At 56.7% G+C, this 26,476-nt stretch carries 26 protein-coding genes; 15 read left to right on the plus strand and 11 right to left on the minus strand.

Going from position 1 to position 26,476, the window contains the following annotated elements; genetic code table 11:
• Positions 1-60 precede the first annotated feature (60 nt).
• Genes cmoB through M8014_RS19145 form a run of 5 tightly spaced genes read right to left on the minus strand, consistent with a single transcriptional unit; the run spans position 61 to position 3,638 of the window.
• Positions 61-1,032, minus strand: coding sequence for a tRNA 5-methoxyuridine(34)/uridine 5-oxyacetic acid(34) synthase CmoB (gene cmoB / locus M8014_RS19125; RefSeq protein WP_271283962.1), 972 nt, complete (start codon positions 1,030-1,032; stop codon positions 61-63).
• The gene (gene cmoA / locus M8014_RS19130; RefSeq protein WP_271283963.1) at positions 1,029-1,769 is read right to left on the minus strand and encodes a carboxy-S-adenosyl-L-methionine synthase CmoA; all 741 of its coding nucleotides are present in this window, start codon (positions 1,767-1,769) and stop codon (positions 1,029-1,031) included. Before cmoA ends, cmoB begins: the two co-directional genes overlap by 4 nt.
• A 40-nt stretch (positions 1,770-1,809) precedes the next feature.
• The gene (locus M8014_RS19135) at positions 1,810-2,205 is read right to left on the minus strand and encodes an MAPEG family protein (RefSeq protein ID WP_271283964.1); all 396 of its coding nucleotides are present in this window, start codon (positions 2,203-2,205) and stop codon (positions 1,810-1,812) included.
• Positions 2,206-2,256: 51 nt separating this feature from the next.
• Positions 2,257-3,075, minus strand: a complete 819-nt coding sequence (locus M8014_RS19140; protein WP_271283965.1) for a DUF72 domain-containing protein — start codon at positions 3,073-3,075, stop codon at positions 2,257-2,259.
• On the minus strand, positions 3,072-3,638 hold the full coding sequence (locus tag M8014_RS19145; RefSeq protein WP_271283966.1) for a hydrolase: 567 nt from the start codon (positions 3,636-3,638) through the stop codon (positions 3,072-3,074). Before M8014_RS19145 ends, M8014_RS19140 begins: the two co-directional genes overlap by 4 nt.
• 240 nt (positions 3,639-3,878) lie before the next feature.
• Between M8014_RS19145 and aspS the strand changes: the two genes are divergently transcribed.
• The 6 genes from aspS (at position 3,879) to ruvB (ending at position 9,133) form a co-directional block, all read left to right on the plus strand.
• The gene (gene aspS / locus M8014_RS19150; RefSeq protein ID WP_271283967.1) at positions 3,879-5,651 is read left to right on the plus strand and encodes an aspartate--tRNA ligase; all 1,773 of its coding nucleotides are present in this window, start codon (positions 3,879-3,881) and stop codon (positions 5,649-5,651) included.
• 1 nt (position 5,652) lies between these two features.
• A complete protein-coding gene (gene nudB, locus M8014_RS19155; protein ID WP_271283968.1) occupies positions 5,653-6,096 on the plus strand; it encodes a dihydroneopterin triphosphate diphosphatase in 444 nt (147 codons plus the stop codon).
• A gap of 26 nt (positions 6,097-6,122) precedes the next feature.
• Entirely contained in the window at positions 6,123-6,863 is a 741-nt protein-coding gene (locus tag M8014_RS19160; RefSeq protein WP_271283969.1) for a YebC/PmpR family DNA-binding transcriptional regulator, read from the plus strand.
• Between the two features lie 34 nt (positions 6,864-6,897).
• Complete coding sequence (ruvC, locus tag M8014_RS19165) at positions 6,898-7,419, plus strand: crossover junction endodeoxyribonuclease RuvC (RefSeq protein WP_271283970.1); 522 nt, start codon at positions 6,898-6,900, stop codon at positions 7,417-7,419.
• An 83-nt stretch (positions 7,420-7,502) separates the two neighbouring features.
• On the plus strand, positions 7,503-8,114 hold the full coding sequence (gene ruvA / locus M8014_RS19170; RefSeq protein ID WP_271283971.1) for a Holliday junction branch migration protein RuvA: 612 nt from the start codon (positions 7,503-7,505) through the stop codon (positions 8,112-8,114).
• Positions 8,115-8,122: 8 nt separating this feature from the next.
• On the plus strand, positions 8,123-9,133 hold the full coding sequence (gene ruvB, locus M8014_RS19175) for a Holliday junction branch migration DNA helicase RuvB (protein WP_271283972.1): 1,011 nt from the start codon (positions 8,123-8,125) through the stop codon (positions 9,131-9,133).
• Between the two features lie 41 nt (positions 9,134-9,174).
• Here ruvB and znuB read toward each other — a convergent pair whose 3' ends face one another.
• Positions 9,175-9,960 carry a zinc ABC transporter permease subunit ZnuB gene (gene znuB / locus M8014_RS19180; protein WP_271283973.1) on the minus strand — a complete coding sequence of 262 codons (786 nt, stop codon included), beginning with the start codon at positions 9,958-9,960 and terminating at the stop codon, positions 9,175-9,177.
• The gene (gene znuC, locus M8014_RS19185; protein WP_271283974.1) at positions 9,957-10,712 is read right to left on the minus strand and encodes a zinc ABC transporter ATP-binding protein ZnuC; all 756 of its coding nucleotides are present in this window, start codon (positions 10,710-10,712) and stop codon (positions 9,957-9,959) included. Before znuC ends, znuB begins: the two co-directional genes overlap by 4 nt.
• Positions 10,713-10,789: 77 nt before the next feature.
• On the opposite strand from znuC, the gene znuA reads away from it, so the two are divergent.
• The 3 genes from znuA (at position 10,790) to lpxM (ending at position 14,161) form a co-directional block, all read left to right on the plus strand.
• Positions 10,790-11,734: a zinc ABC transporter substrate-binding protein ZnuA gene (znuA, locus tag M8014_RS19190; RefSeq protein WP_271284286.1), complete on the plus strand. Its 945-nt coding sequence runs from the start codon at positions 10,790-10,792 to the stop codon at positions 11,732-11,734.
• Positions 11,735-11,749: 15 nt separating this feature from the next.
• The gene (gene mepM / locus M8014_RS19195) at positions 11,750-13,072 is read left to right on the plus strand and encodes a murein DD-endopeptidase MepM (RefSeq protein WP_271283975.1); all 1,323 of its coding nucleotides are present in this window, start codon (positions 11,750-11,752) and stop codon (positions 13,070-13,072) included.
• Between the two features lie 117 nt (positions 13,073-13,189).
• The gene (lpxM, locus tag M8014_RS19200) at positions 13,190-14,161 is read left to right on the plus strand and encodes a lauroyl-Kdo(2)-lipid IV(A) myristoyltransferase (protein WP_271283976.1); all 972 of its coding nucleotides are present in this window, start codon (positions 13,190-13,192) and stop codon (positions 14,159-14,161) included.
• A 38-nt stretch (positions 14,162-14,199) separates the two neighbouring features.
• On the opposite strand, the gene pyk is transcribed toward lpxM, so the two are convergent.
• The gene (gene pyk / locus M8014_RS19205) at positions 14,200-15,642 is read right to left on the minus strand and encodes a pyruvate kinase (RefSeq protein WP_271283977.1); all 1,443 of its coding nucleotides are present in this window, start codon (positions 15,640-15,642) and stop codon (positions 14,200-14,202) included.
• A gap of 122 nt (positions 15,643-15,764) precedes the next feature.
• The gene (locus M8014_RS19210; protein ID WP_271283978.1) at positions 15,765-16,670 is read right to left on the minus strand and encodes a MurR/RpiR family transcriptional regulator; all 906 of its coding nucleotides are present in this window, start codon (positions 16,668-16,670) and stop codon (positions 15,765-15,767) included.
• 322 nt (positions 16,671-16,992) lie between these two features.
• On the opposite strand from M8014_RS19210, the gene zwf reads away from it, so the two are divergent.
• From zwf to M8014_RS19225, 3 genes are all read left to right on the plus strand, one after another.
• Positions 16,993-18,468 carry a glucose-6-phosphate dehydrogenase gene (gene zwf / locus M8014_RS19215; RefSeq protein WP_271283979.1) on the plus strand — a complete coding sequence of 492 codons (1,476 nt, stop codon included), beginning with the start codon at positions 16,993-16,995 and terminating at the stop codon, positions 18,466-18,468.
• Positions 18,469-18,702: 234 nt separating this feature from the next.
• The gene (edd, locus tag M8014_RS19220) at positions 18,703-20,514 is read left to right on the plus strand and encodes a phosphogluconate dehydratase (RefSeq protein WP_271283980.1); all 1,812 of its coding nucleotides are present in this window, start codon (positions 18,703-18,705) and stop codon (positions 20,512-20,514) included.
• A 39-nt stretch (positions 20,515-20,553) separates the two neighbouring features.
• Positions 20,554-21,195: a bifunctional 4-hydroxy-2-oxoglutarate aldolase/2-dehydro-3-deoxy-phosphogluconate aldolase gene (locus tag M8014_RS19225; RefSeq protein ID WP_271283981.1), complete on the plus strand. Its 642-nt coding sequence runs from the start codon at positions 20,554-20,556 to the stop codon at positions 21,193-21,195.
• A gap of 42 nt (positions 21,196-21,237) precedes the next feature.
• Here the strand turns inward: M8014_RS19225 and purT are convergent, their stop codons facing one another.
• A complete protein-coding gene (purT, locus tag M8014_RS19230) occupies positions 21,238-22,416 on the minus strand; it encodes a formate-dependent phosphoribosylglycinamide formyltransferase (RefSeq protein WP_271283982.1) in 1,179 nt (392 codons plus the stop codon).
• A gap of 151 nt (positions 22,417-22,567) precedes the next feature.
• On the opposite strand from purT, the gene yebF reads away from it, so the two are divergent.
• From yebF to ptrB, 3 genes are all read left to right on the plus strand, one after another.
• Positions 22,568-22,921 (plus strand): protein YebF, encoded by a 354-nt coding sequence (yebF, locus tag M8014_RS19235; protein ID WP_271283983.1) that lies wholly within the window; start codon positions 22,568-22,570, stop codon positions 22,919-22,921.
• 87 nt (positions 22,922-23,008) lie between these two features.
• Positions 23,009-23,659 carry a tellurite resistance TerB family protein gene (locus M8014_RS19240; RefSeq protein WP_271283984.1) on the plus strand — a complete coding sequence of 217 codons (651 nt, stop codon included), beginning with the start codon at positions 23,009-23,011 and terminating at the stop codon, positions 23,657-23,659.
• 89 nt (positions 23,660-23,748) lie between these two features.
• Positions 23,749-25,824 carry an oligopeptidase B gene (gene ptrB / locus M8014_RS19245; RefSeq protein WP_271283985.1) on the plus strand — a complete coding sequence of 692 codons (2,076 nt, stop codon included), beginning with the start codon at positions 23,749-23,751 and terminating at the stop codon, positions 25,822-25,824.
• Here ptrB and exoX read toward each other — a convergent pair.
• On the minus strand, positions 25,806-26,468 hold the full coding sequence (exoX, locus tag M8014_RS19250) for an exodeoxyribonuclease X (RefSeq protein ID WP_271283986.1): 663 nt from the start codon (positions 26,466-26,468) through the stop codon (positions 25,806-25,808). The two genes, ptrB and exoX, sit on opposite strands and share 19 nt — an antisense overlap.
• Between the last annotated feature and the right edge of the window lie 8 nt (positions 26,469-26,476).

Here is a 26,476-nt window from a genome sequence, read left to right on the forward strand (position 1 = left end):
GTTTGTACCAGGCCCCTGCAATTTCAACAGGGGCCTTTTTTTATCCTTTTTTTGGCGGCATCACGGCTTGGTAGCAATCAATACCGCGCGCACCGGCGCCGGATAACCTTCAATCGTCTTCGTCGGGTCTTTCGGGTCGAGGAATTCGGCCAGCGACTCGGTGGTCATCCACTCGGTGCGGCGCTGCTCTTCGGTGGTGGTGACGCAGACGTCGGCAATACGGATATCGACAAACCCGCACTTCGCCAGCCAGTTTTTCAGCGCCAGCGCCGACGGGATAAAGTAGACGTTGCGCATCTGGGCGTAGCGATCGCCCGGCACCAGCACTGCATTTTCGTCGCCTTCAATCACCAGCGTCTCCAGCACCAGTTCGCCCCCGCTGACCAGCTGATCTTTCAGCTGCCACAGGTGCTCCAGCGGAGAGCGGCGGTGATAGAGCACGCCCATCGAGAATACGGTATCAAACGCAGCCAGCGCCGGAAGTTGCTCAATACCCAGCGGCAGCAGGTGTGCGCGCTGATCGTTGCCCAGCAGCTTACGTACGGCTTCAAACTGACAGAGGAACAGTTGCATCGGGTCGATGCCGACCGCCAGATTCGCCCCGGCGCCGATCATGCGCCACAGGTGATAGCCGCTCCCGCAGCCGACGTCCAGAATGGTGCGCCCGGTTAAATCGGACAGGTGCGGCAGCACGCGATCCCATTTCCAGTCGGAATGCCATTCGGTGTCGATATCCATGCCGTACAGGGAGAATGGCCCTTTACGCCATGGCATCAGATTACGCAGCAGCTTTTCGAGACGGATTAACTGACCTTCGCTCAGCGGCGCTTCACTTTCGGCGGTGACGCTGTGCAGCAGATCCAATTTATACGGGGTCATTTCCGGCAGAAATTCGACCGCGTTGCTCCACTGCTTGAACTGGCCGTGCAGAGATTCGCGCTGCCAGACGGCAATCTGCGCAGGCAGGGTTTCCAGCCAGTGCGACAGATGGTTTTTGGCAATCAGCTGATAAAAGTTACCGAAATCAATCATGCTGTACCGCCTTTCAGCGCCACCAGGGAACCAAAGTTGAAGCACTGGAACCACAGCTCGCTGTGCTCGAAGCCGGCCTTCTGCAGGCGCGCTTTGTGGGCTTCGACCGAATCAGTGAGCATGACGTTCTCCAGCATGCTGCGCTTCTGGCTGATCTCCAGCTCGCTGTAGCCGTTTGCTCGTTTAAAATCGTGGTGCATGTTGAACAGCAGCTCGCCCACGGCGGCATCTTCAAAGCTGAATTTCTCTGACAGCACCAGCGCGCCGCCGGGGTTCAGCCCCTGATAAATGTTGTTCAGCAGCAGTTGACGATCGTCGGGCTCGAGGAACTGGAGGGTAAAGTTCAGCACCACCATCGAGGCGTTTTTGATTTCGACATGGCGGATATCGCCTTCGATCACCTCTACCGGGGTAGGGGCTTTCCAGGCATCGATATGGCGGCGGCAGCGCTCGACCATGGCCGGAGAATTATCGATAGCGATAATCTTGCAGCCGTCCTGACGAATGTTACGACGAACCGACAGCGTGGCTGCACCCAGCGAACATCCCAGATCGTAAACCTGCGTGCCGGGCTGGACAAAACGTTCCGCCAGCATGCCAATCATAGAGATGATATTGGAGTAGCCGGGTACCGAGCGCTGGATCATATCCGGGAAGACTTCAGCCACCCGTTCATCAAAGGTCCAGTCGCCCAGACTGGCGATAGGCGCAGAAAAAAGCGTGTCGCGATCTGACATAACGTAAAAATCCGGGAAAAATAAAGTGGCGTATTGTGCGCTAATGCAGGGAGAAAACCAACTCCCACGGCATATACCACAGGTTAGCCAGCACCATCAGCACAAGCGAACTCCAGGTGGCGCTCATGCCGGAACGTCGCCAGCGGATCAGGCGATGGTGAAAGCCATAATAGTGCATCAGACGACCGGCGATCAGCAGCAGGCCACAGACATGTACCATCCAGGTCTCGGCACCGTTCATCTCCATAAACAACATCAAAATAAGTGCGACGGGAATGTACTCCACCGCATTACCATGAACGCGGATCGCCGTTTGCAGCTCAGAAAAACCGCCGTCCCCGTAGGAGACGCGATACAGCATCCGCAGGCGCACGACGTCGAACGAAAACTTAATTAACAGTAACGCACCCAGAACCGCATACAGCGCGCAGACCATACAAACTCCCTGTTTTTTGCAGATGGCACTTCTATATGATAGGGGTTGCGATCAGAAAAGAGAAGATTGCTGCGGTATGGCAGGGGCGTTGCCAATCGACGGCACCGCGGCTTGCAAGGCTTGCCAGAGAGCTTCGACCAGTTCCGGTGCCTGAGCGATATCGGGGGTATGCAAAAACAGATACGGTGTGGTGGTCTGTTCCCACTTCGCCAGGGTCTGCAGCCAGACGGCAAACAGCGCCTGGTTTTGCGGCATATTGTCACTGCCGATAAACCGCACCATGGGGTTATGGGCGGTGAGCACCGCATGCACCGGCACCTTCGGTTTTTTGCGCTGGGCCTCGATAATCGCCTCGCTGTGCGGTACCGCAGCATGGACCGGGCGACTGTCGAGGATCACCCGATTAGCGCCGCGCTGGTGAAGTCCACGATTAAGCGCTTTTTCCGCATCTCCTTTGGCAAAAAAGTCCGGATGCCGGACTTCCACGCCATAGGTGAACTCCCGGGGCAGGGCGTCCAGAAACGTCCACAGCGCGGGCAGATCGCGCGGGCCAAAAGTGGCGGGCAACTGTAGCCAGTACTGCCCCATCCGGTTGGCGAGGGGTGACATCCGGCTGAAAAACTCTGCGGTTAAATCGCCGCAGTCGCGCAGCCTGGCCTGATGCGAAATGGTGGCCGGGAATTTAAAACAGAAGCGGAAATCATCGTGGGTCTGCTCATGCCAGCGCGCCACTACGTCGGCTTTTGGCAGGGCGTACAGCGTGGTGTTGCCCTCCACGCAGTTAAAATGGCGGGCATACTGTTCAAGGCTGGTAATACCCAGCCGCACCCATTTCGGGTGCGACCATTGGGGAAGACCCAGATAGATCATAGCGCGTTGATAATCTCGTCAGTGCTGCGCACCCGGCCAATACGCGGGAAGATATGGGTCATGCTGCCTTGATGCTGATCGGCAGAGGCCGCGCTGCAGGCGTCTTCGGCAATCACCAGGTTAAAGCCCAGCTCCCAGGCGTTACGCGCGGTGGACTCGACGCCAATGTTGGTGGAAATCCCGCACAGGATAATGCTGTCGATTCCGCGACGGCGCAGCTGGAGCTCGAGATCGGTGCCGTAGAATGCCCCCCACTGGCGTTTGGTTACTTCGATATCGCTGTCACGTTTGCCGAGTGAGACCGGATACGTCCACCAGTTGTCCGGCAGGGCGTGGGCAGGCGTCTGCGCATCCACCGGCTGCTTCAGGGCGTCGGCGAAGTCAGCCGACCAGCCGACGCGCACCAGCACTACCGGAATGCCACTGGTGCGGCATTTGTCCGCCAGACGCGCGCTGCGGCTGACCACATCCTGCGCGCTGTGCGGCCCCCCGGCGAACGGCAGGATCCCTTCCTGTAAATCAATGACGACAAGGGCGGTTCTGGCGGCGTCGAGTGTAAACATGTTTATTCCTGTTAAAGAGTGAGCGTCGGTGACACCTTACGCTGCAGAGGCTGCGTGTGGGTCGGATATTTTTGTTAAATTTTGTGAGAATATGCAAGATGCGCGCAGCAATCGCGCGTCTGGCGCGCTTCTCTCTTATCGTCAGGCGGAATTTCCAGTATAATAGCCCCCTTTTTTCATCCAGTTTGACATACATAAAGCTGCGACCTAATAGCCTGCGGCTAAGTTAAGGGATATCTCATGCGTACAGAATATTGCGGGCAGCTGCGTCAGTCCCACGTTGGGCAGCAGGTGACCCTGTGTGGTTGGGTCAACCGTCGTCGTGATCTTGGCAGCCTTATCTTTATCGACATGCGCGACCGTGAAGGCATCGTGCAGGTATTTTTCGATCCGGATCGCGCCGATGCGTTAAAACTGGCCTCTGAACTGCGTAATGAGTTCTGCATTCAGGTCACCGGCACCGTGCGTGCGCGTGACGAAAAAAACGTGAACAGCGAAATGGCAACCGGCGCGGTCGAAGTGCTGGCCTCCGATCTGACCATCATCAACCGTTCAGAATCGCTGCCGCTTGACTTCAACCACGTCAACACCGAAGAAGCGCGTCTGAAATTCCGCTATCTGGATCTGCGTCGCCCGGAAATGGCTGACCGCCTGAAAACCCGCGCCAAAGTTACCAGTCTGGTGCGCCGCTTTATGGACGATCACGGTTTCCTCGATATCGAAACCCCGATGCTGACCAAAGCCACCCCAGAAGGCGCGCGTGACTATCTCGTGCCTTCTCGCGTGCATAAAGGCAAATTCTACGCGCTGCCGCAGTCTCCTCAGCTGTTCAAACAGCTGCTGATGATGTCTGGCTTCGACCGTTACTATCAGATCGTTAAATGCTTCCGTGACGAAGATCTGCGTGCTGACCGTCAGCCTGAATTTACCCAGATCGACGTTGAAACCTCCTTCATGACCGCCGAACAGGTGCGTGAAGTGATGGAAGCGCTGGTGCGCAGCCTGTGGCTGGACGTGAAGGGTGTGGATCTGGGCGATTTCCCGATCATGACCTTCGCTGAAGCGGAACGCCGTTACGGCTCCGATAAGCCAGATCTGCGTAACCCGATGGAGCTGGTGGACGTGGCTGACCTGCTGAAAGCGGTTGAGTTTGCGGTGTTCTCCGGCCCGGCTAACGATGCTAAAGGCCGCGTGGCTGCCCTGCGCGTACCGGGCGGTGCTAGCCTGAGCCGTAAGCAGATCGACGACTACGGCAACTTCATTAAGATTTACGGCGCGAAAGGCCTGGCTTATATCAAAGTCACCGAGCGTGCGAAGGGTATTGAAGGGATCACCAGCCCGGTGGCCAAATTCCTCAACGCTGAAATCGTAGAATCCATTCTTGAGCGCACCGGCGCGCAGGATGGCGACATGATCTTCTTCGGTGCCGACAACAAGAAAGTGGTTGCCGATTCAATGGGCGCACTGCGTCTGAAGCTGGGTAAAGACCTGAACCTGACCGACGAAGCCAAATGGGCACCGCTGTGGGTTATTGACTTCCCAATGTTTGAAGACGACGGTGAAGGCGGCCTGACCGCTATGCACCACCCGTTCACCTCCGCGAAAGAGATGACGGCTGCTGAACTGCAGGCCGCGCCGGAAACGGCTATCGCCAACGCCTACGACATGGTCATCAACGGTTACGAAGTGGGCGGCGGTTCCGTGCGTATTCACAGCAGCGAAATGCAGCAGACCGTGTTTGGCATTCTGGGCATCAACGAACAAGAGCAGCGCGAGAAGTTCGGCTTCCTGCTGGATGCCCTGAAGTACGGCACTCCGCCGCACGCGGGCCTGGCGTTTGGTCTGGATCGCCTGACCATGCTGCTGACCGGTACCGACAACATTCGTGACGTTATTGCCTTCCCGAAAACCACCGCCGCGGCCTGTCTGATGACCGAAGCGCCAAGCTTCGCTAACCCTACCTCCTTGAGCGAGCTGGGTATCGAAGTGGTGAAAAAGGAAGAGAAGAACTGATATGGCATTTAAGCGTCCCGTTTCTGTCTTAGTTATCATTTATGCGCAGGACACGAAGCGGGTGCTGATGCTGCAGCGATGCGACGATCCTGAATTCTGGCAGTCGGTCACCGGCAGCCTGGAAGAGGGTGAAACCGCATTGCAGGCCGCCGCGCGTGAAGTAAAGGAAGAGATCCTGATTGATGTTGCCGACGAGCAACTGACCCTGATGGACTGTCAGCGCACGGTGGAGTTTGAAATTTTTAGCCATTTACGTCATCGCTATGCCCCGGGAATTGAGCGCAACACAGAATCGTGGTTCTGCCTCGCGCTCCCTCACGAGCGGGAGATCGTGTTCACCGAACATCTGACCTACCGCTGGGTGAATGCGACGGATGCCGCCGCGCTCACCAAGTCGTGGAGCAACCGGCAGGCGATTGAAGAATTTGTAATTAACGCCGCCTGAGAGGGCGGCTTTTTGGAGAACTTTTTATGGCAGGTCATAGTAAGTGGGCCAACACCAAACACCGCAAAGCGGCACAGGATGCCAAACGCGGTAAGATCTTTACCAAAATTATTCGTGAGCTGGTGACTGCAGCCCGTCTGGGCGGCGGCGATGCCGCGTCCAACCCGCGTCTGCGTGCGGCGATCGACAAAGCGCTGTCTAACAACATGACGCGTGACACGCTGAACCGTGCCATCGCCCGTGGCGTTGGCGGCGATGACGACGCGAACATGGAAACCATCATTTATGAAGGTTACGGTCCTGGCGGTACGGCGGTGATGATCGAGTGCCTGTCCGACAACCGTAACCGTACCGTGGCAGAAGTGCGTCATGCGTTCACCAAAACCGGCGGCAACCTCGGTACCGACGGCTCCGTGGCGTATCTGTTCAGCAAGAAAGGGGTGATCTCTTTCGAAGCGGGTGACGAAGATGCAATCATGGACGCTGCGCTGGAAGCGGGTGCTGAAGACGTGGTGGCCTATGACGACGGCGCTGTTGACGTTTATACCGCTTGGGAAGAGATGGGTGCAGTGCGTGATGCGCTGGAAGCGGCTGGCCTGAAAGCCGACGCGGCTGAAGTTTCGATGATCCCGTCCACCAAAGCGGACATGGATGCAGAAACCGCACCGAAACTGCTGCGTCTGATCGACATGCTCGAAGATTGCGACGACGTGCAGGAAGTGTATCACAACGGTGAAATCTCCGACGAGGTTGCGGCTACGCTGTAATGGCCCACCATAAACCGACAGCCGGAGAGGCGTGATGACCATTATTCTCGGTATTGACCCGGGCTCGCGCATCACCGGTTATGGCGTTATTCGCCAGGTCGGGCGTCAGTTGACCTACCTTGGCAGCGGCTGTATCCGCACCAAAGTAGAGGATCTGCCGTCGCGTCTGAAGCTTATCTACGCAGGCGTGACGGAGATTATTACCCAGTTCCAGCCGGACTTTTTCGCTATCGAACAGGTGTTTATGGCGAAAAATGCCGACTCGGCGCTGAAGCTCGGTCAGGCGCGAGGCGTGGCGATTGTCGCGGCAACCAACCAGGATCTGCCGGTGTTTGAATACGCTGCGCGGCAGGTGAAGCAGACCGTGGTGGGGAATGGCGGTGCAGACAAAAGCCAGGTGCAGCACATGGTGCGTACCTTGCTAAAGCTGCCAGCTAATCCGCAGGCGGATGCGGCCGATGCGCTGGCGATTGCGATAACTCACTGCCACGTCAGCCAGAACGCAATGCAAATAAGCGACTCTCGGCTTAATCTGGCGCGAGGTCGATTGCGCTAAATATAAAAATCAGGCTGGATGTTTATCCAGCCTTTTTTTATGATGGCAGCGGTAACTTTTAGCCCTTAACGCAGGAGCGTCACGTGATAGGCAGACTCAGAGGCATCATCCTTGAAAAACAACCCCCGATAGTGCTGCTTGAAGCGGGAGGCGTGGGCTATGAAGTGCATATGCCGATGACCTGCTTCTATGAGCTGCCGGATGCGGGCAAGGAAGCGATTGTCTTCACCCATTTTATCGTCCGTGAAGATGCCCAGCTGCTGTTTGGCTTTAACAACAAGCAAGAGCGGACGCTGTTTAAAGAGCTGATCAAAACTAACGGCGTCGGTCCGAAGCTGGCGCTGGCGATCCTCTCCGGCATGTCGGCCCAGCAGTTCGTGAACGCCGTCGAACGTGAAGAGCTGGCGCTGCTGGTCAAACTGCCGGGTATTGGTAAGAAAACCGCAGAGCGCCTGATTGTTGAAATGAAGGATCGCTTTAAAGGCCTGCACGGCGATCTGTTTACTCCGGCTGCCGATCTGGTGCTGACATCGCCCGCCGGTCCGGCTGATGATGATGCGGAACAGGAAGCGGTTGCTGCGCTGGTGGCGCTGGGCTATAAACCTCAGGAAGCGAGCCGTATGGTCAGCAAAATTGCCAGACCTGACGCCTCCAGTGAAACCCTGATTCGCGAAGCGCTGCGCGCCGCATTGTGAGGTAAAGGATGATTGAAGCAGACCGTCTGGTGTCGGCAGGCAGCGTTCAGACAGAAGATCTGGTAGACAGGGCGATCCGCCCGAAGCTGCTGGATGAGTATATCGGCCAGCCGCAGGTCCGCTCGCAGATGGAGATCTTTATCCAGGCGGCAAAACTGCGCGGCGATGCGCTGGACCACCTGCTGATCTTCGGCCCGCCAGGGCTTGGCAAAACCACCCTCGCGAATATTGTCGCCAACGAGATGGGCGTCAATTTACGCACCACGTCCGGCCCGGTGCTGGAAAAGGCCGGCGATCTGGCAGCGATGCTGACCAACCTCGAACCTCATGACGTGCTGTTTATCGATGAAATCCATCGTCTTTCACCGGTGGTGGAAGAGGTGCTCTATCCGGCAATGGAAGACTATCAGCTGGATATCATGATTGGTGAAGGTCCGGCGGCGCGCTCGATTAAAATCGATCTCCCGCCGTTTACCCTGATTGGTGCCACCACCCGTGCGGGCTCGTTAACCTCGCCACTGCGCGATCGTTTCGGCATTGTGCAGCGGCTGGAGTTTTATCAGGTGGCCGATCTGCAGCACATCGTCAGCCGCAGCGCGCGCTATATGGGCCTTGAGCTTAGCGAAGAGGGGGCTTTTGAAGTGGCGAAGCGTTCCCGCGGCACGCCGCGTATCGCCAACCGCCTGCTGCGTCGGGTGCGTGACTTTGCAGAGGTGAAGCACGATGGCACCATTTCGCTGGATATCGCCGCTCAGGCACTGGATATGCTGAACGTCGATGCCGAAGGCTTTGACTATATGGACCGCAAGCTGCTGCTGGCGGTGCTGGACAAATTCTTTGGTGGACCTGTGGGGCTGGATAACCTGGCCGCCGCTATTGGCGAAGAGCGTGACACCATTGAAGATGTGCTGGAGCCGTATCTGATCCAGCAGGGCTTCCTCCAGCGTACCCCGCGCGGCCGCATGGCGACCGTGCGGGCGTGGAACCATTTCGGTATTACCCCTCCCGCAATGCCATAGCCACTGTCACCCCGGTAAGCGAAACGCCACCGGGGCATGGCTCAGCTGGCGGGCTTTTTCATCATACTGAAGATAAACATCATCGCGGCGCACAGCACCACTGACGGTCCGGCAGGCGTGTCGTAAAACGCTGAGAAGGTAAGCCCTCCGGTCACCGCAAGCATCCCCACCCCAACGGCGACACTGGCCATTTGCTCCGGCGTACGGGCAAAACGACGTGCGGTGGCGGCAGGGATAATCAGCAGCGACGTAATGATCAACGCCCCGACAAACTTCATCGCCACGCCAATGGTCAGCGCGGTGACCAGCATCAACAGCAGCTTGACCCGCTGCAGCTTCACGCCGTCAACAAAGGCCAGGTCCGGGCTGATGGTCATCGCCAGCAGGTTTCGCCACTGCCACAGCAGGATAGCCAGCACCACCACGACGCCAATGGCTATGGCGATCAAATCGTCCGGCGTTACTGCCAGCAGGTCGCCAAACAGATAGGCCATCAGATCCACGCGGATGTTGTGCATCAGGCTGACCACCACCAGCCCCAGCGACAGGGCGCTGTGAGCCATGATCCCAAGCAGCGTATCCACTGCCAGGTGCGGACGCTTTTCCAGCCACACCAGCCCGGCTGCCAGCATCAACGTGACCGCAATGACCGCGTAAAACGGATTGACATCCAGCAGTAAGCCAAAGGCCACACCCAGCAGAGAAGCATGCGCCAGCGTATCGCCAAAGTAAGACATTCTGCGCCAGACTACGAACGAGCCGAGTGGACCCGCCGCGCAGGCGAGCATCATCCCGGCCAGCCAGCCGGGTAATAATAATTCAATCATGAGTTACCGTTTCCCCGGCGCAGAACAATGCGGCCCTGCAAATCATGGCGGTGATTGTGATGATGGCGATAAATGCCGAGCTGTTCCGCGCCGCGTGGGCCAAACATCGAGATAAACTCCGGATGCATGGAGACCACTTCGGGTGTGCCGGAGCAGCAGATGTGCTGGTTGAGACACAGCACCTCGTCGGTCTTCGCCATTACCAGATGCAGGTCGTGGGAGACCATCAGCACGGCGCAGCCCAACTCTTTACGCAGCTGATCGATCAGGTCATACAGCGCGACCTGACCATTGACATCCACGCCCTGAGTCGGTTCGTCGAGCACCAGCAGTTGTGGTTTATTGAGCAGCGCCCGGGCCAGCAAAACGCGCTGTGTCTCACCGCCGGACAGCTTTTGCAGCGGCGCCTCGATCAGATGCCCGGCCTGCACCCGCTTGAGTGCAGGGAGGATATCCTCCTTACGGGTGTCGGGGCGCAGACGTAAAAAACGGCTCACGGTCAGCGGCAGGGTCGCGTCCAGATGCAGCTTTTGCGGGACATAGCCAATACGTAACTTACCGTCACGCTTGATAACACCGGTGTCCGGTGCGACCAGACCCAGCACCACGCGCACCAGCGTTGATTTGCCCGCACCGTTCGGGCCGAGCAGCGTTAAAATTCTACCGGCTTTCAGATCCAGGGACACGTCAGAGAGGACGCGGCGCTGGCCAAATGAAACCGAAATTTTTTCGAGAGATACCAAAGTCGTCATGTCAATTTATGCTTGCAGAAGTTATCGAATGTTATAATATCACATTCCACACACTCATTACGATGAATAGTCGCATTATGTTACAGAAAAATACGCTTCTTTTCGCAGCATTATCCGCTGCCCTTTGGGGTTCCGCAGCACAAGATGTTAACGCCGCCGTAGTCGCTTCGCTTAAGCCGCTCGGTTTTATCGCCTCAGCCATTGCTGATGGTGTTACGGAAACTCAGGTTTTACTGCCGGATGGGGCTTCAGAGCACGATTATTCTCTGCGCCCTTCCGATGTAAAACGCTTACAAAACGCGGATTTAGTGGTATGGATTGGCCCGGACATGGAAGCCTTCATGCAAAAGTCAGCAGGTCAGTTGCCTGAGACCAAACAGGTTACCATCGCTAATCTTTCAGGTGTCAAACCGTTGTTGATGAAAGGCGACGATGATGACGGGGATGAGCATGATCACGATCATGGCGCGGGGGCAAAAGGTGACGAGCATCACCATCACGGCGAGTACAATATGCATCTTTGGCTTTCGCCTGAGATCGCCCGCCTGTCAGCGATTGCAATCCACGAAAAATTAGTGGAACTTATGCCGCAAAGTCGAGCCAAATTAGACGCCAACCTGAAGGATTTTGAGGCACAACTTGCCACAACCGACAAGCAGGTAGGTACCGAGCTCGCACCATTGAAAGGTAGAGGATATTTCGTTTTTCATGATGCCTACGGCTACTACGAAAAACACTACGGTCTCACGCCGCTTGGCCACTTCACCGTAAACCCCGAAATTCAACCTGGTGCGCAGCGTTTACATGAAATCAGAACACAGTTGGTTGAGCAAAAAGCGACCTGCGTTTTTGCTGAGCCACAGTTCAGGCCAGCGGTCGTTGAAGCCGTGGCAAGGGGAACGTCCGTCCGTATGGGCACCCTTGACCCGCTTGGAACCTCTATCCAGTTGAGCAAAGCGAGCTATTCTCAGTTCCTCAGCCAACTGGCGAACCAGTATGCGAGCTGCCTGAAAGGAGATTAACGAGGAAGTGAATACGTGCAACAGATAGCCCGCTCTGTCGCTCTGGCATTTAATAATCTGCCCCGGCCCCACCGCGTCATGCTGGGGTCGCTTACAGTACTCACCTTAGCGGTCGCCGTCTGGCGGCCCTATATTTACCATCCAGTCTCTACACCTATTGTCAAGACTATCGAACTGGAGAAGAGTGACGTCCGGTCGTTATTGCCCGAAGCCAGTGAACCTATCGATCAGGCTGCGCAGGAAGAGGAAGCGATCCCGCAGGATGAACTTGATGACAAGACTGAAGCTGAAGTCGGTGTTCATGAATATGTGGTCTCCACCGGCGATACGCTCAGCAGCGTTCTTAACCAGTACGGCATTGAAATGGGCGATATCAGCCAGCTTGCCGCCTCGGATAAAGAGCTGCGTAACCTGAAAATCGGCCAACAGCTCTCCTGGACGTTGACCGATGCCGGTGATTTACAGCGCCTGACCTGGGAAATGTCGCGTCGTGAAACCCGTACCTACGATCGTACTGAAAACGGTTTCAAGATGACCAGCGAACTGCAGCAGGGCGACTGGGTCAACAGTGCGATGAAAGGCACGTTAGGCGGCGGTAGCTTTGTCGCCAGCGCACGTGACGCCGGGTTGACCAGCGGTGAAATCAGTTCGGTGATCAAAGCCATGCAGTGGCAAATGGATTTCCGTAAGCTGAAAAAAGGCGATGCCTGGTCGGTACTGATGTCCCGTGAAATGCTTGACGGCAAGCGTGAGCAAAGCCAACTGGTCGGGGTGCGTTTGCGCTCGGACGGTAAAGACTATTACGCGATCCGCGCCGAAGACGGTAAGTTCTACGACCGTAACGGTACCGGGCTGGCAAAAGGTTTCCTGCGCTTCCCGACCTCAAAACAGTTCCGCGTGTCGTCGAACTTTAACCCGCGTCGTCTGAACCCGGTTACCGGTCGCGTTGCGCCGCACCGTGGCGTCGATTTCGCCATGCCGCAGGGTACGCCGGTGCTGGCCGTCGGTGATGGTGAAGTGGTGATGGCGAAACGCAGCGGTGCCGCAGGCTATTACGTTGCCGTGCGTCACGGGCGGACCTATACCACCCGTTATATGCACCTGCGCAAGCTGCTGGTGAAGCCTGGCCAGAAGGTGAAACGGGGCGATCGCATTGCGCTGTCGGGCAATACCGGCCGCTCTACCGGTCCGCATCTGCACTACGAAGTGTGGATCAACCAGCTGGCCGTCAACCCGCTCACGGCGAAACTGCCGCGTACCGAAGGGCTGACCGGCAAAGACCGTAGCGATTATCTGGCGCAGGTCAAAGAGGTTATTCCGCAACTCGGCCTGGATTAATTTCCGGGCGACCAAAGCCGGTGCAGACGATGCGCCGGCTTTTTCTTTTGTGCCTGGCGCACGGCCTCGCTAAACTAATGCCTGACTCTTTTGTGCATCACCCGCCCTGGAAAAAGCATGGAAACCAAAAAAAATAACATTGAATACATTCCTGAATTTGAAAAAAACTTTCGCCATCCGCGCTTCTGGGGTGCCTGGTTTGGGGTCTTTGCCTTTGCCGGTATTGCACTGCTTCCTGCTGCCGTGCGCGATCCGGTGCTGGGAAAAGTGGGGCGTCTCGCGGGCAAATTCGGTAAAAGCGCCCGTCGTCGCGCACAGATAAACCTGCTCTACTGCTTCCCGGAAAAGAGCGAGGCGGAACGTGAGGCGATCATCGACGAGATGTTCACCACTGCGCCGCAGGCGATGGCGATGATGGGCGAGCTGGCGTTACGCGGTCCGGAGAAAGTCGCTCAGCGTGTCGACTGGAAAGGGCTGGAGATCATCGACGAGATGCGCCGCAACGACGAAAAGGTGATTTTCCTCGTGCCGCACGGCTGGGGCGTGGATATTCCGGCGATGCTGATGGCGTCGCAGGGCCAAAAAATGGCGGCAATGTTCCATAACCAGGGGAATAAAATCTTCGATTATGTATGGAACACCGTGCGTCGTCGCTTTGGCGGGCGTCTGCATGCCCGTAACGACGGTATCAAGCCATTTATCCAGTCGGTGCGTCAGGGCTACTGGGGCTACTATCTGCCCGATCAGGATCATGGTGCAGAGCACAGCGAGTTCGTTGATTTCTTCTCGACCTATAAAGCGACGCTGCCCGCGATTGGCCGCCTGATGAAGGTGTGCCGGGCGCGAGTGATCCCCCTGTTCCCGGTTTACGACGGCAAAACCCATCGTCTGACGATTGAAGTGCGCCCCCCGATGGACGATCTGCTGACCGCTGACGATGTAACCATCGCGCGGCGGATGAACGAAGAGGTCGAGATTCTGGTGGCACCGCATCTGGAGCAGTACACCTGGATCCTGAAATTGCTGAAGACGCGCAAGCCGGGCGAAACTGAGCCGTATCAGCGCAAAGAGTTATATCCGAGGAAGTAAAAAAGCCCCTCTTCCGACAGGAAGAGGGGAGAGACCTGTTACTCGACGGTCATCACGCGGGTGGTGTTGGTGGAGCCGATGGTGCTCATCACATCACCCTGGGTCACGATGACGATATCGCCGGAGACCAGGTAGCCTTTGTCGCGCAGCAGGTTCACCGCATCGTTCGCCGCAGCAACACCGTCGCTGGTGCTGTCGAAGTAAACCGGGGTAACGCCACGGTACAGCGCGGTCAGGTTCAGGGTGCGCTCATGACGGGACATTGCAAAAATCGGCAGACCGGAGCTGATACGTGAGGTCATCAGGGCGGTACGGCCCGATTCCGTCATGGTGATGATCGCCGTGACGCCTTTCAGGTGGTTGGCCGCGTACATCGCGGACATCGCAATCGCTTCTTCCACGTTGTCGAACTGAATGTCCAGACGGTGCTTGGAGACGTTGATGCTTGGGATCTTCTCGGCACCCAGACAGACGCGCGCCATCGCGGCCACGGTTTCTGCCGGGTACTGACCCGCGGCGGTTTCCGCTGACAGCATCACGGCATCGGTGCCATCCAGCACGGCGTTTGCCACGTCCATCACCTCTGCACGGGTTGGCATCGGGTTGGTGATCATCGACTCCATCATCTGGGTGGCGGTGATCACCGAACGGTTCAGCTGACGAGCGCGGCGGATCAGCGCCTTCTGGATCCCGACCAGTTCCGGGTCGCCAATCTCAACGCCGAGGTCGCCACGGGCAACCATCACCACGTCAGAGGCGAGGATGATGTCATCCATTGCATCCTGGCTGCAGACCGCTTCCGCACGTTCTACTTTTGCGACGATTTTGGCATCACACCCTGCGTCGCGTGCCAGACGGCGAGCGTAGTTCAGATCTTCGCCACAGCGTGGGAAAGAGACCGCCAGATAATCCACGCCAATCTCGGCTGCAGTGATGATATCGGCTTTGTCTTTCTCGGTCAGGGCTTCAGCGGAAAGACCGCCGCCCAGCTTGTTGATGCCTTTATTGTTGGAGAGCGGGCCGCCAACGGTCACTTCGGTAAACACTTTCATGCCCTGAACGCTGAGCACTTTCAGCTGTACGCGACCGTCGTCGAGCAGCAGGATGTCGCCCGGAACCACGTCAGCAGGCAGACCTTTGTAGTCGATCCCCACTTTCTCTTTATCGCCTTCGCCTTTGCTCATGTTGGCGTCGAGCAGGAATTTATCCCCGATATTGAGGAAGACTTTGCCTTCTTTAAAGGTTGAGACGCGGATCTTAGGTCCCTGAAGGTCCCCAAGAATAGCGATGTGGCGTCCCAGTTTTGCCGCGATCTCACGGACTTTATCCGCACGTAATTTATGATCTTCCGGCGTACCGTGGGAGAAGTTCATACGTACCACGTTGGCACCTGCGGCGATGATTTTCTCGAGGTTATTATCGCGGTCTGTGGCCGGGCCTAAGGTGGTAACGATCTTGGTTCTGCGAAGCCTTCTGGTCATGTAATACTCCATTGACTGAAACAACCTGGTGTTGCGTGAACGATTATTCGGCACTCTGTTTGCTCTTTACGAACAAGGAAAATACCGAATACTGAAAAAGGTAACAACCTTGTAATTGACGATCAGGGAACATCACCCTTGATGAACAATTCTTTATCAAAACGCGATTCCTTGAGCGCTTCTTTGACTCGCTTCAAGTTATCTCTGAATTTAGCGCCACGGCGCAGAGTAAAGCCGGTTGCCAGCACATCAATCACCGTCAGTTGCGCCAGACGGGACACCATGGGCATATACATGTCGGTGTCCTCCGGCACATCGAGAGTGATTGCCAGCGTCGCTTCCCGCGCCAGCGGCGTACCGGCGGTGGTAAGGGCAATGACAATGGCATCGTTTTCACGCGCCAGCTGGGCCAGTTCCACCAGACTTTTGGTGCGTCCGGTATGCGAAATCAGCACTACCACGTCATCATCGTTACAATTCATACAGCTCATGCGTTGCAGGACAATGTCGTCGGAATAGATAACCGGCACATTAAAACGGAAAAATTTGTTCATGGCATCATGGGCGACCGCCGCCGACGAGCCGAGCCCAAAGAACGCAATCTTCTTGGCCTGGGTCAGCAAATCAACGGCGCGATTCACCGACGCCATATCCAGCGACTGGCGAACCTGATCCAGCGTCGCCATCGCTGATTCAAAAATCTTGCCGGTGTAGGCCTCCACGCTGTCGTCTTCATCGACGTTGCGATTTACGTAAGGCGTCCCGTTCGCCAGACTTTGCGCCAGATGCAGTTTAAAATCAGGGAAGCCACGCGTCTCCATACTGCGGCAGAATCGGTTAACGGTCGGTTCACTGACCCCCGACTCCTGAGCCAGAGTGGCGATGCTGGAATGAATGGCCTGAGCGGGGGTGGCGAGAATTACTTCAGCCACTTTCCGTTCGGATTTGCTAAGGTGTTCCAGTTGAAACTGGATTTTTTCCAGCATGTTCATTATTAACACGACACTCATCGGTGGAAACGATTTCATTAATGGGTGAAATCGCGATTCGAATTAGCAAGAATATACGCCTGTGACCGGCCGAAAAGGGCAAGCCCTGAAAAAAATGTTGTTGTTTTTTTTCATTACTTGATCGCTGTCGGATTTTAGCAACGTTCATGCAGTACAAAATTTCAGCAGCTTTTACGTCACAACCGCGTTCAAAGCAATCCGGGGGCAAAAACCGCCGTTTCGCACGACAGGATAAGTGCTAATGGTTTCGGGAATGACGTAAAAGCAGTACAGTGCATTGTAATAAAATTACAACGGTAATCTGGCAAAAGCACCAGGATATCCAACTGAGGAGAATGACATGGCGGTAACGCAAACAGCCCAGGCATGTGACCTGGTCATTTTCGGCGCGAAAGGCGATCTTGCACGCCGTAAATTGCTGCCTTCCCTGTATCAACTGGAAAAAGCGGGTCAAATCCACCCGGATACGCGCATTCTGGGCGTGGGCCGTGCGGACTGGGATAAAGACGCGTATACCAAAGTCGTGCGCGAAGCGCTGGAAACTTTCATGAAAGAGAAAATCGATGAAAGTTTGTGGGATACGCTGAGTGGACGTCTCGATTTCTGTAACCTGGACGTTAACGATACGACTGCCTTTACCCAACTGGGTGAGATGCTCGATCAGAAAAATCGCGTCACCATCAACTATTTTGCCATGCCACCAAGCACCTTCGGCGCCATCTGCAAAGGTCTGGGCGAGGCGAAACTGAATGCCAAACCGGCTCGCGTGGTGATGGAGAAACCGCTGGGCACGTCGCTTGCGACCTCCCGCGAAATTAACGACCAGGTCGGCGAATATTTTGAAGAGTGCCAGGTTTACCGTATTGACCACTATCTTGGTAAAGAGACGGTGCTGAACCTGCTGGCGCTGCGCTTTGCCAACTCCCTGTTCGTCAACAACTGGGATAACCGCACAATCGACCACGTGGAGATCACCGTGGCGGAAGAGGTGGGTATCGAAGGGCGCTGGGGTTACTTTGACCAGGCCGGTCAGATGCGCGATATGATTCAGAACCACCTGCTGCAAATCCTGTGCATGATCGCCATGGCACCGCCGTCCGATCTGTCTGCGGACAGTATTCGCGATGAGAAAGTGAAAGTGCTGAAGTCGCTGCGTCGCATCGATCGTTCCAATGTGCGCGAAAAAACCGTTCGCGGCCAGTATACCGCCGGTTTTGCTCAGGGCCAGAAAGTGCCGGGCTACCTGGAAGAAGAGGGTGCCAATAAAACCAGCAGCACCGAGACCTTCGTGGCGATCCGCGTCGATATCGATAACTGGCGCTGGGCGGGTGTGCCGTTCTACCTGCGTACCGGTAAACGTCTGCCAGCCAAATGCTCTGAAGTGGTGGTGTACTTCAAGAACCCGGAACTGAACCTGTTCAAAGAGTCCTGGCAGGAGCTGCCACAGAACAAACTGACTATCCGTCTGCAGCCGGACGAAGGCGTGGATATTCAGGTGCTGAACAAAGTGCCGGGCCTCGACCATAAGCATAACCTGCAGACCACCAAGCTGGATCTGAGCTACTCCGAAACCTTCAACCAGACTCATCTGGCCGATGCGTATGAGCGTCTGCTGCTGGAAACCATGCGCGGCATTCAGGCGCTGTTTGTCCGTCGTGATGAAGTGGAAGAGGCGTGGAAGTGGGTCGACTCCATTACCGAAGCCTGGGCCGCCGATCAGGATGCACCTAAGCCGTATCAGGCAGGCACCTGGGGACCGGTAGCCTCGGTAGCGATGATCACCCGCGACGGCCGTTCCTGGAACGAGTTTGAGTAAGGTTTATCGTTAATCCCTACGAGGTATTTTACCGGTAACATGATCTGGCTCAGGCCAGCGCACAATAATTAATCATTTAAGCTCCGGGTGGATTTCCACCCGGAGCTTTTTTTATTACACTGGCTGAAGCGATTTTGCCCCAGAGCTCCGGCCATCAAGCGTTTCAGGGATGTTTCAGCCCGCTAAACGTTTTGTTAAATCCAGAGCGCGGACAGATAAATTACAGGAGCTTCTATGAATCCGAAAATGTTACGCGTAACACAGCGCATTATTGAGCGCTCAAAAGAGACCCGTTCTGCCTACCTCGCACGCATCCAGCAGGCGAAGAGCGATACGGTCCATCGCTCGCAGCTGGCCTGCGGGAATCTGGCGCACGGTTTTGCTGCCTGCCAGCCTGAAGATAAAGCCTCGCTGAAAAGCATGCTGCGTAACAATATCGCGATTATTACCTCCTATAACGACATGCTCTCGGCGCATCAGCCGTACGAGACCTACCCGGACATCATTCGTAAAGCACTGCACCAGGCCAATGCGGTCGGGCAGGTGGCGGGCGGCGTGCCGGCTATGTGCGACGGCGTGACCCAGGGTCAGGACGGCATGGAACTTTCTCTGCTGAGCCGCGAAGTGATCGCCATGTCGGCGGCGGTAGGCCTGTCGCACAACATGTTTGATGGTGCGCTGTACCTTGGCGTGTGCGATAAAATCGTCCCGGGCCTGGCGATGGCGGCGCTGTCGTTTGGTCATCTCCCTGCGCTGTTTGTGCCGTCAGGCCCAATGGCTAGCGGTCTGGCGAACAAAGAAAAAGTGCGCATTCGTCAGCTGTATGCCGAAGGCAAGGTCGATCGCATGGCGCTGCTGGAGTCAGAAGCGGCGTCTTATCATGCGCCGGGCACCTGTACATTTTACGGCACCGCTAACACCAATCAGATGGTGGTGGAGTTTATGGGGATGCAGCTCCCGGGCTCGTCGTTTGTCCATCCGGATGCCCCGCTGCGCGAAGCGCTGACGGCCGCCGCGGCGCGGCAGGTCACGCGTCTGACCGGAAACGGCAACGAATGGATGCCGCTCGGGAAAATGGTCGATGAAAAAGTGGTGGTGAACGGTATCGTGGCGCTGCTGGCGACCGGCGGTTCCACCAACCACACCATGCACATGGTGGCGATGGCGCGTGCGGCAGGGATCCAGATCAACTGGGATGATTTCTCCGATCTCTCAGAAGTCGTCCCGCTGATGACCCGCCTGTACCCGAACGGCCCGGCGGATATCAACCATTTCCAGGCTGCGGGCGGCGTACCGGTTCTGATGCGTGAACTGCTGAAAGGCGGCCTGCTGCATGAAGACGTCAATACTGTTGCCGGTTTCGGCCTTAAGCGTTATCTCCAGGAGCCCTGGCTGAACGACGGCGTGCTCGACTGGCGTGAAGGGGCAACGGCATCGCTGGATGACAGCGTGATCGCCACCTTCGATGAGCCATTCTCTCACCACGGTGGCACCAAAGTGCTAAACGGTAACCTCGGTCGCGCGGTGATGAAGACCTCTGCGGTGCCGGTAGAAAACCAGATCGTTGAAGCTCCGGCGATTGTTTTTGAAAGCCAGCATGACGTTCTGCCGGCCTTTGAAGCGGGTCTGCTGGACAAAGATTGTGTGGTGGTGGTGCGTCATCAGGGACCAAAAGCGAACGGGATGCCAGAATTACATAAACTAATGCCGCCGCTTGGTGTATTATTGGACCGCTGTTTCAAAATTGCGTTAGTTACCGATGGACGCCTCTCCGGCGCATCAGGTAAAGTGCCATCGGCAATCCATGTGACCCCGGAAGCCTACGACGGGGGATTACTGGCGAAAGTGTACGACGGTGACATGATCCGCGTTAACGGCCAGACGGGTGAGTTAACCTTACTGGTCGACGAAGCGGTACTTGCCGCTCGTAAGCCGCATATTCCTGACCTGAGCGCATCGCGCGTGGGGACGGGGCGCGAAATGTTCAGCGCGCTGCGCGAGAAACTCTCGGGCGCGGAGCAGGGCGCGACCTGTATTACGTTTTAAGACGACAAGAATAATCGATCTGGTGAGAGAAAAACTCTGATGAAAAACTGGAATACAAGTGCAGAAGCAATCCTGAAAACTGGCCCGGTAGTGCCTGTTATCGTGGTCAACAAGCTGGAACATGCTGTACCGATGGCGAAAGCGCTGGTTGCCGGTGGCGTCCGCGTGCTGGAAGTCACCCTGCGTACCGCCTGTGCAATGGATGCTATTCGCGCCATTGCCAAAGAAGTGCCGGAAGCGATCATTGGCGCGGGCACCGTGCTGAACCCACAGCAGTTGGCTGAAGTGACCGAAGCGGGCGCACAGTTCGCGATTAGCCCGGGCCTGACCGAGCCGCTGCTGAAAGCCGCGACCGAAGGTTCTATTCCGCTGATCCCAGGCATCAGCACCGTGTCTGAACTGATGCTGGGTCTGGACTACGGCCTGAAAGAGTTCAAATTCTTCCCGGCTGAAGCCAATGGCGGCACCAAAGCGCTGCAGGCGATTGCGGGTCCGTTCGCGCAGGTCCGTTTCTGCCCGACTGGCGGCATCACTCCGGCTAACTACCGTGACTACCTGGCGCTGAAAAGTGTGCTCTGTATCGGCGGCTCCTGGCTGGTGCCAGCGGATGCACTGGAAGCAGGCGACTGGGATCGCATTACCAAACTGGCGCGCGATGCCGTTGAAGGCGCGCAGCAGTAAGGTTATCGAACTGACAAAAAACGGGCCATTCGGCCCGTTTTTTTATCCTGCGACCTGGACGCTCGCGGCCGCTTTTTTGGCCCGCTCGACCGCCTCATCGGTGGTGTTACCCACCGCCAGCGCCACGCCTAAACGACGCGACCCTTCAATTTCTGGTTTGCCAAACAGACGCAGCTGCAGGCCTGCGCCGACCGCCGCCTCGACGTTAGCAAAGGTGACATTCTGGCTTGTCAACTGCGGCAGGATCACCGCCGAGGCCGCCGGGCCATACTGACGAATGCCGCCGACTGGCAAACCGAGGAAGGCGCGCACGTGCAGCGCAAACTCGGAGAGATCCTGCGAGATTAAGGTCACCATCCCGGTATCGTGCGGACGTGGAGAGACTTCGCTGAAAATGACCTCGTCGCCACAGACGAACAGCTCGACGCCAAACAGACCGTAGCCACCCAGCGCCAGGACGACTTCGCGCGAGATTGCCTGGGCGCGTTCCAGCGCCAGCGGGCTCATCTGCTGCGGCTGCCAGGACTCACGGTAGTCGCCATCTTCCTGGCGATGACCAATCGGATCGCAGAAATGCACCCCGTCGACGGCGCTGATGGTCAGCAGAGTAATTTCGAAATCAAACTGCACCACGCCTTCTACGATCACTCGTCCGGCACCCGCGCGGCCGCCCTGTTGGGCATACTCCCACGCCTTATCCAGCTGGTCGGCGCTGCGCACAAAGCTCTGGCCTTTACCGGAGGAGCTCATCACCGGCTTAATGATGCACGGGTAGCCAATTTCCGCCACGGCCTGTAAAAAATCGGCCTGACTGTCGGCAAAACGGTAGCGGGAGGTCGGCAGAGACAACTCTTCTGCGGCCAGGCGGCGAATACCTTCCCGGTTCATGGTCAGTTTTGCCGCACGGGCGCAGGGCACCACGCGCTGACCTTCGGCCTCCAGCGCCAGCAGGGTGTCGGTGGCGATGGCTTCGATCTCTGGCACCACGAAGTCCGGTTTCTCCAGCGCGATTAACGCGCGCAGGGCGTCACCGTCCAGCATATTAATGACGTGCGCCCGGTGAGCCACGTGCATGGCCGGTGCGTCGGCATAGCGATCGACGGCGATGACTTCAATGCCTAAGCGCTGGCACTCAATGGCCACCTCTTTACCCAGTTCACCTGAACCCAGCAGCATTACGCGCGTTGCTGCCGGTCGCAGCGCGGTTCCTAAAAGAGTCATACTATTCCCCCTGAAAAAGTTGCGCGCAGTATAAACGAAAACGTTTGCGTCTGTCTTGCCCTGCGAAAAAATCCCAGCCAGACAGGTCGTTATTTGCATAGCTGTATTTTTCGACCATGCTTTTGGGGAACCAAAAACAAAGGAGCGCGTGATGAAGAAAACAGGGGTAATGGTAGCAATGCTGTTGCTGGCTGGCAGCCTGACGGCGCAGGCAGCAGAGAACAAAACGGTCAAATTTCCGGCCTGTGAAGGGCAGAATGCCGAAGGGATTGCGGCCAGCGTGAAGCGGGATTATCTGCAAAACCGTATCGTACGCTGGGCTGACGATCAGAAGACGCTGGGGCAGGCCGACCCGGTCGCCTGGATCAACCCTCAGCAGGTGAAAGGCGAGAACGATCGCTGGACGGTGCCGCTGACGGTGCGCGGAAAAACCAGCGACATTCATTATCAGGTGAAGATCGACTGCAAGGCGGGGAGTGCGGAGTATCAGACGTCCGGGAAGTGAATTTTCGCTTCTTTTGTTGCCGCAGACATTTCCTGACATCCCCTCGCTTACGCTGTGAAATTCATGCACAGAAACGTGAGGGGAATCATGTCAAACTGGTTGAATCAATTGCAGTCGCTGCTGGGGCAGAAATCATCGTCATCGTCCGGCGAAGGACTGAGCAAGCTGCTGGTACCGGGCGCACTCGGCGGCCTCGCCGGGCTGCTGGTGGCGAACAAATCATCGCGTAAACTGTTGAGCAAATATGGCACCGGGGCGTTACTCGCCGGCGGCGGTGCTATTGCGGGCTCGGTGCTGTGGAACAAGTACAAGGATAAAGTGCGCAACGCCCATCAGGATGAGCCACAGTTTGGCCACCAGGCCTCGGCGCTGGACGTACGCAGCGAGCGTCTGATCCTGGCGCTGGTGTTTGCCGCCAAGAGCGACGGGCACATTGATGATAAAGAGCGTGCCGCCATCGAGCAGCAGCTGCGCGAAGCCGGTATCGAAGAGCAGGGCCGGGCGCTGGTGGCGCGCGCCATCGAACAGCCGCTCGATCCTGCGCGTCTGGCACAGGGGATCCAGAATGAAGAGGAAGCGCTGGAGCTCTATTTCCTGAGCTGTGCGGCGATCGATATCGATCACTTTATGGAGCGCAGCTATCTCAGTGCACTGGGCGACGCGCTGAAAATTCCGCAGGATGTTCGCGACGGCATTGAGCAGGATATTAAGCAGCAAAAACTGGCGCTGCCGGGCTAGTTTTTACCTGCGGCTGTCACGTTTCGCTTGCATCATGCGCATGTTTTGCCAACCTTATAGGGTGTAAAACGCAAAAGAATCCTACCGACATGCCACCTAAAGCCCAACGTATACCGCACGCCATCACCGTCCACGGTGACACGCGTACCGACAATTATTACTGGTTGCGGGACGACAGCCGCTCGCAACCGGAGGTCCTGGACTACCTTCACGCTGAGAACGACTATGGCCGCAAGGTGATGGCCACCCAGCAGGCGTTGCAGGATCGCCTGCTCAGTGAAATGGTGGAGCGGGTTCCGCAGCGCGATGTTTCGGCGCCGTGGAGCAGAAACGGCTATCGTTACCGGCACGTTTACGAACCCGGCAACGAATACGCTATCTATCAGCGCCAGTCGGTGCTCTGTGCCGAGTGGGAAGAGTGGGAGATCCTGCTGGATGCCAATCAGCGGGCAGCGCACAGCGAATTTTATACCCTCGGGGGAATGGGGGTGTCGCCGGATAACGCGATTATGGCGCTGGCCGAAGATTACCTCTCCCGACGCCAGTACGGCTTACGTTTTCGTAATCTGGAGACCGGCAACTGGTATCCGGAAATGCTGGATAACGTCTCGCCCGGCTTTATCTGGGCCAACGACTCCGAGACGGTCTATTACGTCAAAAAACACGCCACCACGCTGCACCCTTATCAGGTATGGCGCCATACGGTAGGGACGCCCGGGGCCAGTGACGAACTGGTGTATGAAGAGAAAGACGAAACCTTCTACGTTAGCCTGCATAAAACCACCTCGAAGCACTACGTCATTATTTATCTCGCCAGCGCCACCACCACTGAAGTGCTGCTGCTGGATGCTGAACTGCCGGACGCGCAGCCGCTGTGCTTTCTGCCGCGGCGCAAAGACCATGAGTACAGCCTCGATCACTTCCAGCACAGCTTCTATCTGCGCTCCAACCGGGAGGGCAAAAACTTTGGCCTGTATAAAACCAAGGTCCGCGATGAACGTAAGTGGGAAGTGCTGATCCCGCCGCGTGAGCAGGTGATGCTTGAGGGCTTTACCCTGTTTACCGACTGGCTGGTGGTGGAGGAGCGCCAGCGCGGATTGACAAGCCTGCGGCGGATCAACCGCAAGACCCGGGAGGTGATCGGTATCGCGTTTGACGATCCCGCCTACGTCACCTGGATTGGCTACAATCCGGAGCCGGAATCATCGCGCCTGCGCTACGGCTATTCATCGATGACCACCCCGGATACCCTGTTCGAGCTGGATATGGATACCGGGCAGCGCAAGGTGCTCAAGCAGGCCGAAGTGAAAGGCTTTGATGCCGCGATGTATCGCAGCGAACACCTGTGGATTGTCGCCCGTGACGGTACCGAAGTGCCGGTATCGCTGGTCTATCATAAAAATCACTTCCAGAAAGGGAAAAACCCGATACTGATCTACGGCTATGGTTCGTATGGTTCCAGCATTGATGCGGACTTTAGCAGCAGCCGGTTAAGCCTGCTGGACAGAGGGTTTGTCTATGCCATCGCCCATATTCGCGGCGGCGGCGAGCTGGGCCAGCACTGGTATGAAAACGGCAAATTCCTGAAGAAGAAAAACACCTTTAACGACTATCTGGATGTCTGTGAAGGTCTGCTGAACCAGGGCTATGGCGAACGTTCTCAGTGCTTTGCGATGGGCGGCAGCGCAGGCGGTATGCTGATGGGTACCGTGATCAACCAACGTCCGGGGCTCTTTAAAGGCGTGGTAGCCCAGGTGCCGTTTGTCGACGTGCTGACCACCATGCTGGATGAGACCATTCCGCTGACCGTCGGCGAGTATGAGGAGTGGGGTAATCCGCAGGATGAAACCTACTATCGCTATATGAAAGCCTACAGTCCGTACGACAACATCGAGGCCAAAGCTTATCCGCATATGCTGGTCACCACCGGCCTGCATGATTCCCAGGTACAATATTGGGAACCGGCAAAATGGGTCGCGAAGCTGCGCGAAATGAAGACCGACGATAACCTGCTGCTACTTTGCACCGACATGGACGCCGGACACGGAGGTAAGTCCGGGCGCTTTAAGTCGTACGAAGGGGTGGCGCTGGAGTATGCGTTTATCGTTGGCCTGGCGCAGGAATCGCTCACAGGCCAGGCGGCAGATCAGGCTTCACCCAGATAGTGTTTCAGGGTCAGACGCAGCTCCGGGCTCATTCTCTCCAGGTTGTTGTACAACCAGCGCAGATAGCCCGGGTCTTTGTCCGCCACTTCCGACACCGCTTTGCCACGGTATTTGCCGAAGGTAAAGGTGGTCAGCAGCGCAGGGCGACCGGTGATGGTCGCCATTTCATCCGGCGTCCAGCCAGTGGTATTCATAATGTCGATCAGCAGCGCGGCGGTGATGTAGCAGTCGTACAGGGCGCGGTGATGGTGCAACCCTTCCGGCGTCCTGACGTTGAGCTTACGCGACTTATACAGCGCCATATTGCTGTATTTAATCCCCGGCCATAAGCGGCGTGCCAGCTTCATGGTGCAGATCCACTCCCCCGGCATTTCGGGCAGAACGCGGCGATCAAAACTGGCATTGTGCGCCACGTACCACGCGCTTCCGTGGTAGTGGGGGATCACGTCGTCGATCCACGGCTTATCGGCGACCATCGCTTCGGTGATCCGGTGGATAGCCATCGCCTGGGGGCTGATCGGACGATCCGGGCGCACCAGATGGCTGAGTGGATTGACGATCTGTCCGTTCACTACGTCGACAGATGCCACTTCCACAATCCCTCCCTGCAGATCACAGGTTTCAGTGTCGATGACACGCAGCATGGCTCTCT

The organism is Silvania hatchlandensis, assembly GCF_025564065.1.
Lineage (GTDB): Bacteria > Pseudomonadota > Gammaproteobacteria > Enterobacterales > Enterobacteriaceae > Enterobacter > Enterobacter hatchlandensis.

Excerpts from the sequence above, each read along its gene's own strand:
- cmoB (WP_271283962.1), bottom strand. The coding sequence starts at position 1,032 with ATGATTGATTTCGGTAACTTTTATCAGCTGATTGCCAAAAACCATCTG.
- cmoA (WP_271283963.1), bottom strand. The coding sequence starts at position 1,769 with ATGTCAGATCGCGACACGCTTTTTTCTGCGCCTATCGCCAGTCTGGGC.
- M8014_RS19135 (WP_271283964.1), bottom strand. The coding sequence starts at position 2,205 with ATGGTCTGCGCGCTGTATGCGGTTCTGGGTGCGTTACTGTTAATTAAG.
- M8014_RS19140 (WP_271283965.1), bottom strand. The coding sequence starts at position 3,075 with ATGATCTATCTGGGTCTTCCCCAATGGTCGCACCCGAAATGGGTGCGG.
- M8014_RS19145 (WP_271283966.1), bottom strand. The coding sequence starts at position 3,638 with ATGTTTACACTCGACGCCGCCAGAACCGCCCTTGTCGTCATTGATTTA.
- aspS (WP_271283967.1), top strand. The coding sequence starts at position 3,879 with ATGCGTACAGAATATTGCGGGCAGCTGCGTCAGTCCCACGTTGGGCAG.
- nudB (WP_271283968.1), top strand. The coding sequence starts at position 5,653 with ATGGCATTTAAGCGTCCCGTTTCTGTCTTAGTTATCATTTATGCGCAG.
- M8014_RS19160 (WP_271283969.1), top strand. The coding sequence starts at position 6,123 with ATGGCAGGTCATAGTAAGTGGGCCAACACCAAACACCGCAAAGCGGCA.
- ruvC (WP_271283970.1), top strand. The coding sequence starts at position 6,898 with ATGACCATTATTCTCGGTATTGACCCGGGCTCGCGCATCACCGGTTAT.
- ruvB (WP_271283972.1), top strand. The coding sequence starts at position 8,123 with ATGATTGAAGCAGACCGTCTGGTGTCGGCAGGCAGCGTTCAGACAGAA.
- znuB (WP_271283973.1), bottom strand. The coding sequence starts at position 9,960 with ATGATTGAATTATTATTACCCGGCTGGCTGGCCGGGATGATGCTCGCC.
- znuC (WP_271283974.1), bottom strand. The coding sequence starts at position 10,712 with ATGACGACTTTGGTATCTCTCGAAAAAATTTCGGTTTCATTTGGCCAG.
- znuA (WP_271284286.1), top strand. The coding sequence starts at position 10,790 with ATGTTACAGAAAAATACGCTTCTTTTCGCAGCATTATCCGCTGCCCTT.
- lpxM (WP_271283976.1), top strand. The coding sequence starts at position 13,190 with ATGGAAACCAAAAAAAATAACATTGAATACATTCCTGAATTTGAAAAA.
- pyk (WP_271283977.1), bottom strand. The coding sequence starts at position 15,642 with ATGACCAGAAGGCTTCGCAGAACCAAGATCGTTACCACCTTAGGCCCG.
- M8014_RS19210 (WP_271283978.1), bottom strand. The coding sequence starts at position 16,670 with ATGAAATCGTTTCCACCGATGAGTGTCGTGTTAATAATGAACATGCTG.
- zwf (WP_271283979.1), top strand. The coding sequence starts at position 16,993 with ATGGCGGTAACGCAAACAGCCCAGGCATGTGACCTGGTCATTTTCGGC.
- edd (WP_271283980.1), top strand. The coding sequence starts at position 18,703 with ATGAATCCGAAAATGTTACGCGTAACACAGCGCATTATTGAGCGCTCA.
- M8014_RS19225 (WP_271283981.1), top strand. The coding sequence starts at position 20,554 with ATGAAAAACTGGAATACAAGTGCAGAAGCAATCCTGAAAACTGGCCCG.
- purT (WP_271283982.1), bottom strand. The coding sequence starts at position 22,416 with ATGACTCTTTTAGGAACCGCGCTGCGACCGGCAGCAACGCGCGTAATG.
- yebF (WP_271283983.1), top strand. The coding sequence starts at position 22,568 with ATGAAGAAAACAGGGGTAATGGTAGCAATGCTGTTGCTGGCTGGCAGC.
- M8014_RS19240 (WP_271283984.1), top strand. The coding sequence starts at position 23,009 with ATGTCAAACTGGTTGAATCAATTGCAGTCGCTGCTGGGGCAGAAATCA.
- ptrB (WP_271283985.1), top strand. The coding sequence starts at position 23,749 with ATGCCACCTAAAGCCCAACGTATACCGCACGCCATCACCGTCCACGGT.
- exoX (WP_271283986.1), bottom strand. The coding sequence starts at position 26,468 with ATGCTGCGTGTCATCGACACTGAAACCTGTGATCTGCAGGGAGGGATT.